Source organism: Pseudoalteromonas sp. DL2-H2.2 (assembly GCF_021532535.1).
Classification (GTDB): Bacteria; Pseudomonadota; Gammaproteobacteria; order Enterobacterales; family Alteromonadaceae; genus Pseudoalteromonas; species Pseudoalteromonas rubra_A.
This window is the reverse complement of record NZ_JAKGBD010000002.1, coordinates 431,304-444,402: the sequence shown is the minus strand read 5'-3', so window position 1 is coordinate 444,402 and position 13,099 is coordinate 431,304. Positions and strand designations below refer to the sequence as shown.

15 protein-coding genes are annotated in these 13,099 nt (G+C 49.8%); 9 read left to right on the top strand and 6 right to left on the bottom strand.

The features are described from left to right. Positions 1 to 38: 38 nt before the first annotated feature. Positions 39 to 695, bottom strand: coding sequence for a Crp/Fnr family transcriptional regulator (locus L1285_RS04665; protein ID WP_046005050.1), 657 nt, complete (start codon positions 693 to 695; stop codon positions 39 to 41). A 295-nt stretch (positions 696 to 990) separates the two neighbouring features. On the opposite strand from L1285_RS04665, the gene L1285_RS04660 reads away from it, so the two are divergent. Further along, entirely contained in the window at positions 991 to 1,221 is a 231-nt protein-coding gene (locus tag L1285_RS04660) for a YgjV family protein (RefSeq protein ID WP_046005049.1), read from the top strand. Positions 1,222 to 1,278: 57 nt separating this feature from the next. Here the strand turns inward: L1285_RS04660 and L1285_RS04655 are convergent, their stop codons facing one another. After that, positions 1,279 to 2,922: an amidohydrolase gene (locus L1285_RS04655; RefSeq protein WP_235411162.1), complete on the bottom strand. Its 1,644-nt coding sequence runs from the start codon at positions 2,920 to 2,922 to the stop codon at positions 1,279 to 1,281. A 134-nt stretch (positions 2,923 to 3,056) separates the two neighbouring features. Here L1285_RS04655 and L1285_RS04650 point away from each other — a divergent pair, with 134 nt between their 5' ends. After that, positions 3,057 to 3,557: a DUF1543 domain-containing protein gene (locus L1285_RS04650; RefSeq protein ID WP_235411161.1), complete on the top strand. Its 501-nt coding sequence runs from the start codon at positions 3,057 to 3,059 to the stop codon at positions 3,555 to 3,557. Between the two features lie 16 nt (positions 3,558 to 3,573). Here the strand turns inward: L1285_RS04650 and L1285_RS04645 are convergent, their stop codons facing one another. Further along, positions 3,574 to 3,777 (bottom strand): hypothetical protein, encoded by a 204-nt coding sequence (locus tag L1285_RS04645; RefSeq protein ID WP_010383207.1) that lies wholly within the window; start codon positions 3,775 to 3,777, stop codon positions 3,574 to 3,576. A 179-nt stretch (positions 3,778 to 3,956) separates the two neighbouring features. Between L1285_RS04645 and proB the strand changes: the two genes are divergently transcribed. The 4 genes from proB to gltX all read left to right on the top strand — a co-directional run bounded on the left by proB (position 3,957) and on the right by gltX (position 8,171). Then, complete coding sequence (gene proB / locus L1285_RS04640) at positions 3,957 to 5,081, top strand: glutamate 5-kinase (protein WP_235411160.1); 1,125 nt, start codon at positions 3,957 to 3,959, stop codon at positions 5,079 to 5,081. Between the two features lie 112 nt (positions 5,082 to 5,193). Beyond that, positions 5,194 to 6,147 carry a GGDEF domain-containing protein gene (locus L1285_RS23825; RefSeq protein WP_235411159.1) on the top strand — a complete coding sequence of 318 codons (954 nt, stop codon included), beginning with the start codon at positions 5,194 to 5,196 and terminating at the stop codon, positions 6,145 to 6,147. 69 nt (positions 6,148 to 6,216) lie between these two features. Beyond that, on the top strand, positions 6,217 to 6,582 hold the full coding sequence (locus tag L1285_RS04630) for a glutaredoxin family protein (RefSeq protein WP_235411158.1): 366 nt from the start codon (positions 6,217 to 6,219) through the stop codon (positions 6,580 to 6,582). A 101-nt stretch (positions 6,583 to 6,683) separates the two neighbouring features. Further along, entirely contained in the window at positions 6,684 to 8,171 is a 1,488-nt protein-coding gene (gltX, locus tag L1285_RS04625; RefSeq protein WP_235411157.1) for a glutamate--tRNA ligase, read from the top strand. A gap of 90 nt (positions 8,172 to 8,261) precedes the next feature. Here gltX and L1285_RS04620 read toward each other — a convergent pair whose 3' ends face one another. The 3 genes from L1285_RS04620 to L1285_RS04610 all read right to left on the bottom strand — a co-directional run bounded on the left by L1285_RS04620 (position 8,262) and on the right by L1285_RS04610 (position 10,150). Next, positions 8,262 to 8,705, bottom strand: coding sequence for a MarR family winged helix-turn-helix transcriptional regulator (locus L1285_RS04620; protein WP_046005043.1), 444 nt, complete (start codon positions 8,703 to 8,705; stop codon positions 8,262 to 8,264). Position 8,706: 1 nt separating this feature from the next. Beyond that, on the bottom strand, positions 8,707 to 9,189 hold the full coding sequence (locus L1285_RS04615) for a glutathione peroxidase (RefSeq protein WP_125716695.1): 483 nt from the start codon (positions 9,187 to 9,189) through the stop codon (positions 8,707 to 8,709). A gap of 85 nt (positions 9,190 to 9,274) precedes the next feature. Continuing rightward, positions 9,275 to 10,150 (bottom strand): LysR family transcriptional regulator, encoded by an 876-nt coding sequence (locus tag L1285_RS04610; RefSeq protein ID WP_235411156.1) that lies wholly within the window; start codon positions 10,148 to 10,150, stop codon positions 9,275 to 9,277. A 152-nt stretch (positions 10,151 to 10,302) separates the two neighbouring features. Between L1285_RS04610 and L1285_RS04605 the strand changes: the two genes are divergently transcribed. The 3 genes from L1285_RS04605 (at position 10,303) to L1285_RS04595 (ending at position 13,044) form a co-directional block, all read left to right on the top strand. Further along, positions 10,303 to 11,457, top strand: coding sequence for an iron-containing alcohol dehydrogenase (locus L1285_RS04605; protein ID WP_235411155.1), 1,155 nt, complete (start codon positions 10,303 to 10,305; stop codon positions 11,455 to 11,457). A 114-nt stretch (positions 11,458 to 11,571) separates the two neighbouring features. Beyond that, positions 11,572 to 12,216, top strand: coding sequence for a cytochrome b/b6 domain-containing protein (locus L1285_RS04600; RefSeq protein WP_235411154.1), 645 nt, complete (start codon positions 11,572 to 11,574; stop codon positions 12,214 to 12,216). A gap of 135 nt (positions 12,217 to 12,351) precedes the next feature. Further along, positions 12,352 to 13,044 (top strand): DUF3581 family protein, encoded by a 693-nt coding sequence (locus tag L1285_RS04595; RefSeq protein ID WP_235411153.1) that lies wholly within the window; start codon positions 12,352 to 12,354, stop codon positions 13,042 to 13,044. Positions 13,045 to 13,099 lie beyond the last annotated feature (55 nt).

Sequence of the window (13,099 nt, the reverse complement as noted above, 5' to 3'; positions counted from 1 at the left end):
TGTGTTAATAATTCATTTTTCCCGACAATAATACATAATTATATTTGTGCAAATGCATCGATGAATGCCTGCAATTTAGCCATGTCTACGGGCTTCAGACCATCTGATGTTCTAACAATTAACCCTTTTTCAACAAGCTCGCTGACCACGCGACGGTAAGCGCGCTCAGTCGTGGCAAAACGCTCTGCTTCTGCACTCACTGTCGAATAGGCTCTGAGTAGTGCCGGGTGGTTATTCTCCGCCCTGAGTAAGCAGTCTTTTGCGATATTATAGCTCAGCGGCAACAATAGCTTGTCGAGGTTGATTTTCTGATTTTCGGTAAACTTTGCTGCGATGGTCTGAGCGGTGTACAGGCTTAGCTCAGGTTGAGCAAGGAGTAGTTGTCGCCAATGCTTTAGTTCTATCAGGTTATATTGCACATCATTCAGGCAAGTGACCGTATAAATACAGGGTTGGTTATTCAGTGCTTCTATTTCACCGATTAGGGTGTTGTTACAGTCCAGCTGACCTAACAGCAAGCGGCGGCCATTGCCCACGTCATAGCTAAAAGACACAGTACCACTTCTCACCAGGATCAGCTTTGTGAGCGGTTCATCCTGATGAATGAGCACTTCTTTTTTTGTGTGCTGAAAACTGTTTCCTGCAAAACTGAGCAGTTGTTCCACCAAAGTGGTTGAAAAATGATATTGAAACATCTGGATGGCTCTTCGGACAATTGTCCTATTTATTAATTTGTTATGAAGATAGCATGACACTTATCGGTTTCACGCTAACTCACCCGATTGAGAGGCTAAGTGCTTTTCACCCCCGTTCCCGTGTTAGAGCTTATTTCAGGTCCTAATTTCTGTGGGGTTTAGTGAGTTAGCCTTTTTATTCTGTGTCACTTGCTAAGATGCAAGATAACGCCAAACAGACGGTTGCTATTATCCCGCATTTCGACTTTTGGCGTCTACACTGAATAATGCTAACTCAACTGCGAGGAGAGAACAAATGACTTGGGAACTTTTAGGTTACATTGCGTCTGCCTTTTTAGTCGTTTCTCTGATGATGTCCAACGTGGTCAAGCTTCGCTGGTTCAACCTTGCAGGCTGTATTTGCTTTACTATTTATGGTGTGATGATCACCGCCTGGCCCGTGGCATTGACCAACGGCTTACTGGCGCTGGTGAATATTTATCATTTAGCTAAACTGCACCGCGCAGACAATAACTCAGCGTCATAAAAAGCGCACATTGCGTGACGTTCCTTGTCGCGCAATCCAGCACAGATCTAATCCTGGCTAGTCTTGCGCATACCGCAGTTGGCCCGCTATCCAGGTTTGTTTGACCTGAATGTCCCGAATCTCCTGCTCCGGTACTTTAAAATAATCTTTATCAAGCAGAATGAAGTCTGCCCATTTCCCTTGTTCCAGGCTCCCTAATTTAAACTCCTGAAAGGCTGCATAGGCTGCGTCCAGGGTGAACGCTTGCAAAGCCTGTGTGCGTGTCAGCCTTTCGTGGTTGCGCCAACCTTGCTGAGGTTGTTGCTGGGCGTTCATGCGCGTAATAGCAGCGTGTAAACCGTGAAATGGGTTGGCCAGCTCTACCGGGAAATCTGATCCTGCCGCCACTTTGCTACCCTGTTGTAAAAAGGTTTGCCAGGCGTAAGCCCCCCTGAGTTGCTCGTCAGTCAGTCTTTGCTGTGCCATATGCATATCTGAGGTGGCGTGGACGGGTTGCATCGAGGGTATGATATCCAGGATTTTAAATCTTGGGATGTCTTCTGGTTCAACAATCTGGGCATGTTCAATTCTGTTTCTCAGCAACTTACCGCCAGTGGTTTTAAATACTTTTTCATAACTATCTAGTACTAACCTGTTGGCGCGATCACCGATGGCATGCGTATGCGCGCTGAAGCCATGCTTTACGGCTTGTGCTATGAGCTGTTCAAGGTGCTGTGGTTGCTCCAGCATTAAGCCCCGATAGCCCTGGCGGTCTTTGTAGTCTTTAAGCAATGCAGCGCCACGGCTCCCCAATGCACCATCTGCGTAAATTTTTACACTGCGAATAGACAGCATGTCGCGTTTGTCTTTGTAGACGCCTGCTTGCAGCATACTGTCCAATTGCGGATCTGCGGCACTGAGCATGGCATAAATGCGCAGCGGTAAAGTCTGCTTTTGTGCCCGGCTCTGATAGAGTTTCCAGGTTTGCTTATCAATCCCGGCGTCATGGGCACTGGTGATGCCCAAGCTCAGTAAATGTTCACCTGCTTTGTTAAGGGCCTGATTAAGGTGTGCCGTCGAGGTAGGGGGAATGTGTTTTTTAACCAGGCTTTCTGCTTTATCGATAAAAACACCGCTCGGATTGCCTGACGGGTGACGCAGGATCTCACCGCCGGCCGGAGACGTCGTTTTTGCACCAATGCCCGCCAACTTCATAGCCATGCTGTTTACCCAGATAGCATGCCCATCGACCCGGGTCAGCACCACGGGCCGGTCTTTGACATACTTATCCAGGTCGGCAGCGGTAGGAAAGTCGTTAGGCGTCCAGCGTGTTTGATCCCAGCCGCGTCCCAAAATCCAGCCTTTTGGGTTCTGCTCGCTAAAGGCGACAAGCTGTTGGCCAACTTGTTCCACCGAGTTGGCTTCACGGATATCGAGCCGGGATAAATTATTACCCAGCCCAATAATATGACCATGGGCGTCAATCAGTCCGGGTAATAAGGTCTTTCCCTGGCCGTCGAATCTTTGGGCTTTGGGGTATTGCGTAGCGAGTTGTTTATCGCCCGTTTTGACGACTTTGCCATCTTTAATGACCAGGGTCGCAAAGGATTTGATCTCACCACTACGGGTGGGGCTGTAGCCGTTGACGTTGTGTATCAGAGTGAACTGAGCCTTGCTGATCCCACTGAACAAAATCAGCGCCAGATAAATAAACCGGATCATGACAGGAATTTCCTTGTGGTATTTTATTTATTTAGCAACCAATACCGCATTTTGCCCGAAAAAGACATTGAACTGAGACAGAAAAAGCGCTGTGATACCATAATCGGGAGAATGTTCATTTTATAGGGTCAATAATGCAGTTATTTATGGTTTATCTGGGTGGTCGTCTGAGCGGCTGCCACATTGAAATGCATGACATTCGTTTTGTGGTTGGCGAGCGCATTGAAGATACGTTTGGCGCGCTTAAACAACAATGGGTTGGTGATAAGGACAAGGTGCATATGGACAGCTATGTTGCACTTGAGCATATTGATGGCTTTCAGGTGGAGCTGGTCAGTGAGCCGCCTGCGCAACAACCCAATCTGTATTTTGTCAATCTGGGTGGATACCGACACGACAGCCTGGCGGAGCAGCACGCATTTGGTTTGTTCGTCGCCCCTACCGCCCAGGTTGCCAAAGCGCGGGCGCTGGACACCTTGTTGCCTGGGGTGGACTTACCCCACAAAGATGACTTGTATGCTGTGGATGATTGTATGACGATAGATTTGATTGACGGGCAGCATTATGTGCGTCTGACACCCAGTGGCCAGTCACAGTCACTTGCACCGCAGTGGTTTGGCTATCACAAACTGTAAAGCGCTGCAAAGAAGGTTATTCTTCTTTGTCGGCCTTAATTGCGATCCGGATGGCGATAATGACGATGGCAAACATCAGGAAAGGGAGCGCCGCTAAGGCATATTCTGCAATGTGGCTGTCCTGATAATTGGGCTGCAAAATAAAGTGTCCACCAATGCATAAGGCGATACTGACAAAGAGTAAAGGTAGCATTTTCAGTTCTTTATTGGGTTTGCTCATGGTTTTTGCCTGTACAGTGCGTTTCGTCACAGGCTTTTTAAACGAGTTATCTCCACAACGCAAGCCATTGTCGGTGTTTCTTTGATCCAGCCCCTTTTTTAGCCTGCCATTTTTTTGCTTGCACCTTCGTGATATAACAAAGCCCAATGCCTGTCATTTGTACAGTGAGGGAATGAGGAATGAAAAAAACTAAGGTAATCGTGATCAAGCTCGGCACCAGCGTCTTAACCGCAGGTACGGATAAGCTAAACAAGCCGCGTATGATCGACATTGTGACCCAGTGTATGACACTCAAGCAGCAAGGCTACCAGCCGGTGCTGGTCTCCAGTGGCGCAGTTGCGGCAGGCAGAGATGCCGTTGAGCACAGCGTGGGTGTTTCCATTGCAGAGAAGCAGATGCTTGCAGCCATAGGTCAGGGGCAATTGATCCATCTGTGGCAATCGCTGTTTGCACTTTACGACCAGCCGGTGGCACAGCTGCTGTTAACCCGTGCCGATGTCGAAGACAGAGGACGCTATCTCAATGCGCGCGATACTATTACTCAGCTGTTAAAACATCAGGTGATCCCCATCGTTAACGAAAACGATGCGGTTGCCACTTCGGAAATCAAAGTCGGCGACAACGACAACCTGTCATCGCTGGTGGCTATTCTGGCCAATGCCGATAAGCTGCTGTTGTTGACCGATCAGCCTGGTTTATTTACTGCCGATCCGCGCAGCAACCCGACCGCGACGCTTATCTCAGAAGTAGAGCAAATTGATCAGTCACTGATGGCGTTGGCGGGGGGAGCAGGCAGTAAGCTGGGCACAGGTGGCATGTATACTAAACTTGAGGCCGCGCGTACGGCACAGCGTGCGGGGATTGAGACCATCATTGCTAAAGGCGCCGAGCCACAGGTAATAGAGCAAGTGATGGCGGGCACGGCGCAAAGTACCACCTTTGTGCGTTTTGATGCACCGCTTGATGGGCGTAAAAAATGGTTGTTGTCGGGTCCTAAATCGGCAGGCTTTGTGCAATGTGACATCGGCGCTGTTGCAGCCATCAGTCATCAGGGCGCAAGCCTGCTGGCCAAAGGCATTGTTGCGATGGGAGGAGAGTTTGCACGAGGCGATGTCATTGAAATCCGCGACCTGGACGACCAGCTGGTTGCTAAGGGGCTGGTCGCTTTTGATCATCGGGAAATGGATCAGATCAAGCGGCTGCACAGCAGTGAAATCCCGCTGGTGCTGGGTTATCCGGCCTCAAACGTTGTGGTACATCGTGACGACTTGGTGTTGCTGGATGTCTATGCAGGCTCTGTTTGACGCGTTGCCCGCTGCGTGTGTTTGCAGCTTAGCAAGTGTCTGTGTGGGCAATTATTGAAAGCTGGTAAATAAACGCTAATCTTTAGAGTGAATCTGATCACCGGGCAACCATGTGACTAAATCCACCTGCGGACACGAATACACCATCAGCTTAGTGCAGCTCAAAGAAGAGCGCGCCTTATATCAGCAGTTTTGTCATATCCTGACATCGCTGCTGCCAGAGGTGGCACTCAGCTTTTTTATTCGCCCCAGTTTATCACGTAAAGAGGCGCTTAAGCTGGTCTATCAGCAACATGTGGACCAGGCTTTACCATTAGATGAGATGCTGGAAAAAGCCCATCAGTGCAGAGGCAAGCCTGCGTTGATCAGCAAATCCTATACCTGTATGCCGCTGCGACTTGACGAACAGGTCATTGGGTTACTGTGGATCTACGAGGCATTAACCCCGGCTAACTGTAATCTGGCCGCTCATCTGATGCATGTTTTTTTCTATCAGTTACATACCCTGGCACTGGCCCGTATCGATCCTTTATCGCAGCTGCTGAACCGGCAAACCTTTGATGAAAAGGTGCTTGAAATTGCCTCCGGCCAGGGCTTTTTGCAACCGCGGGAAGAACCGGATCTGCGCGGCTGGTATCTGGCGCTGTTCGATATCGACCACTTTAAGCGGGTGAATGACTCCTTTGGTCATGTCATCGGAGACGAAGTGATTTTATTGACAGCCCAGCACCTGAAAGACAACTTTCGCGCCGAAGACTATGTTTTTCGTTATGGTGGTGAGGAGTTTGCGGTTTTGTTTCAAGCGCATAGCGACGAGGAAGCGCAATCACTGTTGGACCGGGTCCGCAAGGTAATAAGTCAGGTGGCATTTCCTCAGGTGGGTAACATTACGCTCAGTGGTGGCTATACCGAGGTCACGGATGTTATGCAAGTGTCGGAATTAGTCAACCAGGCGGATACCGCGCTGTATCATGCCAAACAACATGGTCGCAATCGGGTTGTTTTCTATTGTACGCTGGGACTTGCTGCGCCTCAGATCATGACCTCAGATATCGAACTTTTTTAAGTCACCGGGGGCCAATTTTTCGGCCAGATTGTGGTATTCTACGCGCCACAAGAAACCTGGAGTATGACAATGAAATTAATCCGTATGCTGCTTGGCAGCCTGATCTTAGTGTTTGATTTTATCTTTACCCCGCGCAGTAAAAAACGCCCGGCAGACGCGCAGGCAAAGTTGGATGCGCAAACCGCTAATTTGAAGTTGTATCAGTTCAAGGGCTGCCCGTTTTGCGTCAAGGTACGCCGCGCGGCTAAGCGCGAGGGGTTGAAACTGGAAACCCGTGATGCGATGAATAATCAGGTATATCGCCAGGAGCTGCAAGAGCAGGGCGGTAAAATTAAGGTGCCTTGCCTTCGCATTGAAGAACAAAACAAGGTGACCTGGTTGTATGAATCGAACGACATTGTGGCGTATTTGCAAAAGCTTGAACAGGCAGCTTAATCACCACATCCGGTAAACTGTGTTGCAATAGTTTGCCCGCACAAGGGGCTATGCTAGCATTAGCCCCATGACCTCATTAGACACAATTTAAGAGAAAAAACATGACTATCCGTACGCGTGTTGCCCCGTCACCGACGGGCGATCCCCACTTAGGCACGGCCTATATTGCGTTATTCAACTACTGTTTTGCCAAGCAGCAAGGCGGTGAATTCGTGCTGCGTATCGAAGATACCGATCAGCAAAGAAGTACCCCGGAATCAGAGCAGGCGATTATGGACAGCTTGCGCTGGTTGGGTCTTGAGTGGGATCACGGACCGGATGTGGGCGGCGAATTCGGCCCTTACCGTCAGTCTGAGCGTAGCGATATATATAAAAAATATGCTCACCAACTGGTTGAAGAAGGCAAGGCGTTCTATTGCTTCGCAACGGCGCAAGAGCTGGACGAAATGCGCGAGCAGCAAATGGCCGAAGGGTTACGCCCTAAGTACGATGGTCGCGGCCTGAAGCTGAGCCAGGAAGAAATTCAGGCAAACCTGGATGCAGGTAAGCCTTACGTGATCCGTATGATGATCCCCGAAGAAGGCAGCTTTAAGTTTAACGACTACCTGCGCGGTGAGATTGAGATCCCGTGGGAAAATGTCGATATGCAAGTGCTGCTCAAAGCAGATGGCTTCCCAACTTACTTCCTGGCCAACGTAGTTGACGATCACCACATGCAGATCAGCCATATCTTCCGTGGTGAAGAGTGGATCAACTCAGCGCCTAAGCTGCTGAAGCTGTACGAAGACTTTGGCTGGCAGGCACCGGTACTGGGCCATTTGCCACTGCTGCGTAACCCGGATAAGTCTAAGCTGTCTAAGCGTAAGAACCCAACTTCTATTAACTACTACAAAGAAATGGGTTATCTGCCTGAAGCGGTACTGAACTACCTGGGCCGTATGGGCTGGTCAATGCCGGACGAGCGTGAAAAGTTCACCCTGGCTGAGATGATTGAACACTTCGATATGAAGCGCGTGTCACTGGGTGGACCGGTATTTGATATCGATAAGCTAAGCTGGCTGAATGGCCTGTGGATCCGTGAAGACTTAAGCGATGAGCAGCTGATTGAGCGTTTCGTTGACTGGAAACTCAATGGCCAGATGCTGGCGCGTGTACTACCGGAAGCAAAAACGCGTATTAATACCTTGTCTGATCTGGTCGGTCTGGCTGGTCACTTTGTGGGTGGTATTCCAGAGTATGATCCTGCGCTACTGACAGCTGGTAAAGCGGAAGAAGAAACGGTGCGTCAGGCGCTGCAATTCTTCATCTGGGAGCTGGATAAGCTGCGTCAGTGGAACAAGAGTGAGGTCTTCGCGGTGGCTAAGTCAGTTGCGACTTTCCACGAACTGAAGATCAAAGACTTCCTGGAGCCAATCTTCGTGGCTATTACTGGCAAAACCTCATCGACCTCAGTGGTTGATGCGATGGAGATCCTGGGCTCAGACTTGTCGCGTGCACGTTTACGTGTGGCACTGAACCACCTCGGTGTGTCTAAAAAGCAAGCGAAGAAGCTGGAAAAAGCATACCGCGAGTATCCCAGCATCGGGTAATGCACGCCTGGGTATGATTAACCTCGCAACATCGGGGTTGAATGAAACACATCAAAAAAGGCTGAACTCAGGTTCAGCCTTTTTTATTGCCTAATTATCACTGAGCTGGCTACTTAAAAAGGTATCCAGCAGTGCCTTAAGCTGTTGCAGATCTGCCACTGGCATATTGGTTTGTGCCAGCATTTGCTGGGGAATACAGCTACAGGCGGCCTCCAGTGCTTTACCTGCATCAGTGAGATAAATATGACACTGACGTTCATCACGCTCGGAGCGCACCCGTGTCACTAAATCCTGTTGTGCCAGTCGTTTGAGCAGTGGCGTGAGCGTGTTGCTGTTCAGCTGTGCTCGCTTGCCTATCTCTCCTACTAATAACCCGTCCTGTTGCCACAAGATCATCAGGACAATGTACTGCGGATAGGTCAGGCCATGGGCCTTCAACAGCGGCTGATAGAGCCGGGTGACCTGACGTGACGCGGCATACAGGCTAAAACATAACTGGTTGTCCAGGCGCAATTGCGTGGGCTGCTCTTTCATCTTACGCACTTAATGCTTTTTCAATATCTTTGCTTATTTTCTCAGGTTTTGTGGTTGGTGCATAGCGCGCCAGTGGCTGACCGTCTTTACCCAGCAGGAACTTAGTAAAGTTCCACTTAATTTTGTTGCCAAATAAGCCGGGCAGGGCGTCTTTGAGATAGGCATACAGCGGGTGGGCATTGTCGCCATTGACCTCAATTTTCTCCATCATCTGAAAATCAACTCCGTAGTTGATCAGGCAGCCCTGTTGGATCTCGCTGGCACTGCCCGGCTCCTGCTGGCCAAACTGGTTACAGGGAAAACCAATGATGGTCAGGCCCTGTGACCCATACTGCTCATGCAGCGCCTGAAGCCCTTCGTACTGCGGCGTCAGCCCGCACTGACTGGCGGTATTCACCACCAGCACCACCTTGCCCTGCAGGCTGCTAAACTCAAAGGGCTGTCCTTGCAGTGTATTGGCGCTGAACTCGTATAGTTTGGTCATTTTAAATCTCTCGTGATTATATCGTGTGCGATATAATTTAGTGTAACCAAGTTAAGAGATCAAGTTTTATTCAGTCAGGCACTTGCTAGTCGGTCGGCGTATTAAAACGATCTAACAGAAAATCAATGAGTAAGCGCACACGGTACGGCATCAGATCTTTACGCGGGTAAACCAGCCAGGAGGCATTATCCGTGACCTGAAACTCGTCCAGCAGGGTGAACAGCGCGCCCGAAGCAAGGTGCGGTTCAACAATGTCACGCGCCAGGTGTGAAATGCCAAGACCTTGCAGGCAGGCCTGTAACAGCGCGTGCGGGTGATTGGTCCGCCAGTTCCCGCTGACTTTAACTTCTTCAATGTTGTCATCGATGGCAAAGCGCCAGCGGTTATTGGCAGCCAGCAGGCAGTTGTGCTGACTCAGCTCGTGGGGGTGTGTGGGTGCCGGGTGTTGATTAAGATAGTCAGAGCTGGCAACCAAAGTCATGGGTCTGGAAGTGAGTTTTCGGGCTATCAGACTGGAGTCGCGCATTCGGCCAAAGCGAATGGCCAGATCAAAGCCATCCTCTACCAAATCGACATTGCGGTTATTAAAATCAATTTCTACGGTGACTTCCGGGTATTGAAGACAAAACTCTGCTATCACCGGGGCGACGCTGTTGGCTACAAAATCCCCGGCACCGGTAATACGTATGTGCCCTTTGGGGATCTGCTGGCCACCGAGCAGCTGATCGTTGGCCTCGCTAAGCTCCTGCTGGATCAGCTTGAGTTTGGCGGCATAGTGCTTGCCCGCATCGGTAAGGTTAATACTACGTGTTGTGCGTTGCAGTAATAAGGTGCCCAGTCGTTGTTCCAGCTGCTGGATCTGACGACTGACATGAGAAGTTGATACATCCAGCGCCAGCGCGGCTTTACTAAAGCTGCCATGTTCTACAACGGCGAGAAAGATATCCAGACCCTGCCACATTTTTATCTCTCCAGTGCAAGTAATGGCAATATAATATTTGCATTGTTGCTGTATGGCAAAATTAATTTGCCAGCCAACTAATGATCCTCACCCGCAGGCAGGCTAGACTGAAGGTCGTTTTATATCGAGTCACAAATTAACAGGAACAGAGCATGTTGAATTTCAGTTTTCACAATCCAACGCAGATATTATTCGGAGAAGGTCAGATAGGGGCAATGTCCGACAGTATTCCAGCGGATGCCAAAGTGTTAGTCATCTATGGCGGCGGCAGTATTAAAAGTAACGGGATTTACCAGCAGGTGAGTGAGGCACTGGCCAACCACAGCTGGGGCGAGTTCAGTGGTATTGAGCCAAATCCCAGCTATCAGACCTGCATGCAGGCAGTAGACTTGATCCGCCAGGAAGGCTACACCTACTTACTGGCTGTGGGTGGCGGCTCGGTCATTGATGGCAGTAAGTTTATCGCGGCGGCAGCTGAGTTTGATGGTGAGCCGTGGGATATTCTTGCCAAAGGCGCTGAAATTAAATCTGCTCTGGACTTAGGTGTGGTATTAACCCTGCCTGCAACTGGCTCGGAGTCGAACAGCTTCAGTGTGGTCTCGAACAAAGAAACTAATGACAAACTGCCATTTGCGTCGCCTAAGGTGCAACCTCAGTTTGCGGTATTGGATCCTCAGGTCATGGCCTCACTGCCTGAGCGCCAGCTTATCAATGGCGTGGTTGACCCGTTTGTCCACGTAATGGAGCAATACCTGACTTATCCCATTGAGGCAAAAGTACAAGACCGGTTTGCCGAAGGCCTGTTGCTGACCTTGATGGAAGAAGGGCCTAAGTTGTTCTCTGAGCAAGTGGATTATAAAGTCCGTGCCAATGTAATGTGGTCAGCAACTATGGCGCTTAATGGCCTGATCGGCTCTGGCGTGCCGCAGGACTGGGGTACGCATATGATTGGCCATGAGCTGACTGCGGTTTACGGCTTAGATCACGCGCAGACGCTGGCGGTTGTATTACCACGTATGATGCACGAGCAGCGTGATGCCAAGCGTGGCAAACTGCTGCAATACGCCGAGCGCGTCATGGGGCTGGATATCAGCGATGAAGATCAAGCCATTGATCTCGCCATTGAGAAAACCGAAGCCTTCTTCCAGTCTCTGGGCATGAAAACCCGCCTCAGTGACTATGGTGTAGGCGCTGAGGCAGCCGATAAAATCGTGGCACAGCTTGAACGTCACGGCATGGTTGCACTGGGTGAACATCAGCAGGTTGACCTGGCGAAATCACGCGCTATTTTGGCTGCGTGTTTGTAAGGCTAATCTCACTGTTTGGGGCGGTGAGCGCAAATCACCGCCCTGTCTTCACGTATTTCACCCGCCTGTGATACCCTGCGCTGGTCTAAAGCAAAATCACTCGGGGTAAATAGTATGGCAACAAAAGTTTGGGACGGATTCATACGGGGCTTTCACTGGTTACTGGTTATCGGTATCGCGGTGTTGTACTTCAGCGGCGAAGAAGGCTGGCTGGAAGTGCACTTTGTAACTGGCTATCTGTTACTGGCGCTGATGGCGACGCGTCTTATCTGGGGCATCATCGGCAGTCAGACGGCAAAGCTCAGTAGCTTATTCCACTCACCCAAAGCGATTCTCGCTTCATTTAAATCGACAGCGACCTATGTGGGTCATAACCCGGCAGGTAGCCTGATGGTGCTGGCTTTCTTTGTGCTGATCATCGTGCAACTTGTCTCCGGTTTATTTACCACCGACGATATTCTGGTTGAAGGGCCGCTGGTGGCGCATGTGCCTTACAGCTGGGCCGAGCTTGCAGGTGATATACACCATACCAATATCGATATTCTGCTGATTGCGATTGCTGTGCATATTAGTGCCATTGTTATTTATCGTCTGAGAGGCAAAAACCTGGTTAAGCCATTGCTGACGGGCAACACAGCAGAGCCTGTATCATCTGCGCCTACTATGCGTAGCGGGCTGATCGCCTATGGTATTTTTGTTGTGCTCAGTGCAATACTTTTGTTTACGTGGGGCTATGAGCCGCTAATGGCTTTATTTTGAGTCTGTTAAGTTGCTGCAATTGCTAAACTTTTAACAGATTAACACGTCATTTTAAGGAAACTTAAACAGATATGACCTCTGTTGGTCATAATTCTGCTAACATAGCGCGGTTTTAAAGCAATACAGAAGTGAATTATGCTAACTCCTTATTACCAGCAAGAAATGGATAACGTGGCAATTAGCCGCGAGCAGGCCAGCCAGTTCGCTAAACAGGTGGCGGATGACTTTAACCCTTTGCACGACGTGGATGCCAAGAAATTCTGTGTACCGGGCGACTTGCTGTTCTCATTGGTTCTGGAACGCTATGGTGTGAGTGAGAATATGCACTTTGACTTTGTGGGCATGGTCGATGAAAGCAGCCGCCTGCATTTTCCACCTATGAGCGATGCCTTTGATATCACCTCCGATGACAAAGTGATGCTGTCGGTAAAACGCAGTGGTGAGCGCAAGCAGTGTGACAGCCTGACCAACAGCCTGATCCGCAACTATGTCGAATTCTCTGGCACTACGTTTCCACATGTGATCATTCCGCTGATGGCTAAGCAAGATGTGATGATTAACCCGGCGCGTCCTATGGTGATCTACGAGTCTATGTCTATCCACCTGGACAGGTTAGACATAGAGTCGGTCACACTTAAGCCGGCTGAGCCTGAGTTTTCCTTTGAGGGCAAGCGTGGCAAAATCGTACTACGGTTTAATCTTTTCCATGGTGATGAGCGCGTTGGCCAGGGCGAGAAGCATATGGTGGTTGCGGGCGTGCGTGAATACTGTCAGGAAGCGGTCGATAAGCTGATTGAGTATTACAACGAGCGTAAAGCCACGTTATAAGTGTGCCGGATACGGTTGAGACAAAAAGCCCGCAGATGCGGGCTTTTTGCTTAGG

Coding starts and splice junctions, on each gene's coding strand:
- L1285_RS04665 (WP_046005050.1), bottom strand. CDS start 695: ATGTTTCAATATCATTTTTCAACCACTTTGGTGGAACAACTGCTCAGT.
- L1285_RS04660 (WP_046005049.1), top strand. CDS start 991: ATGACTTGGGAACTTTTAGGTTACATTGCGTCTGCCTTTTTAGTCGTT.
- L1285_RS04655 (WP_235411162.1), bottom strand. CDS start 2,922: ATGATCCGGTTTATTTATCTGGCGCTGATTTTGTTCAGTGGGATCAGC.
- L1285_RS04650 (WP_235411161.1), top strand. CDS start 3,057: ATGCAGTTATTTATGGTTTATCTGGGTGGTCGTCTGAGCGGCTGCCAC.
- L1285_RS04645 (WP_010383207.1), bottom strand. CDS start 3,777: ATGAGCAAACCCAATAAAGAACTGAAAATGCTACCTTTACTCTTTGTC.
- proB (WP_235411160.1), top strand. CDS start 3,957: ATGAAAAAAACTAAGGTAATCGTGATCAAGCTCGGCACCAGCGTCTTA.
- L1285_RS04630 (WP_235411158.1), top strand. CDS start 6,217: ATGAAATTAATCCGTATGCTGCTTGGCAGCCTGATCTTAGTGTTTGAT.
- gltX (WP_235411157.1), top strand. CDS start 6,684: ATGACTATCCGTACGCGTGTTGCCCCGTCACCGACGGGCGATCCCCAC.
- L1285_RS04620 (WP_046005043.1), bottom strand. CDS start 8,705: ATGAAAGAGCAGCCCACGCAATTGCGCCTGGACAACCAGTTATGTTTT.
- L1285_RS04615 (WP_125716695.1), bottom strand. CDS start 9,189: ATGACCAAACTATACGAGTTCAGCGCCAATACACTGCAAGGACAGCCC.
- L1285_RS04610 (WP_235411156.1), bottom strand. CDS start 10,150: ATGTGGCAGGGTCTGGATATCTTTCTCGCCGTTGTAGAACATGGCAGC.
- L1285_RS04605 (WP_235411155.1), top strand. CDS start 10,303: ATGTTGAATTTCAGTTTTCACAATCCAACGCAGATATTATTCGGAGAA.
- L1285_RS04600 (WP_235411154.1), top strand. CDS start 11,572: ATGGCAACAAAAGTTTGGGACGGATTCATACGGGGCTTTCACTGGTTA.
- L1285_RS04595 (WP_235411153.1), top strand. CDS start 12,352: ATGCTAACTCCTTATTACCAGCAAGAAATGGATAACGTGGCAATTAGC.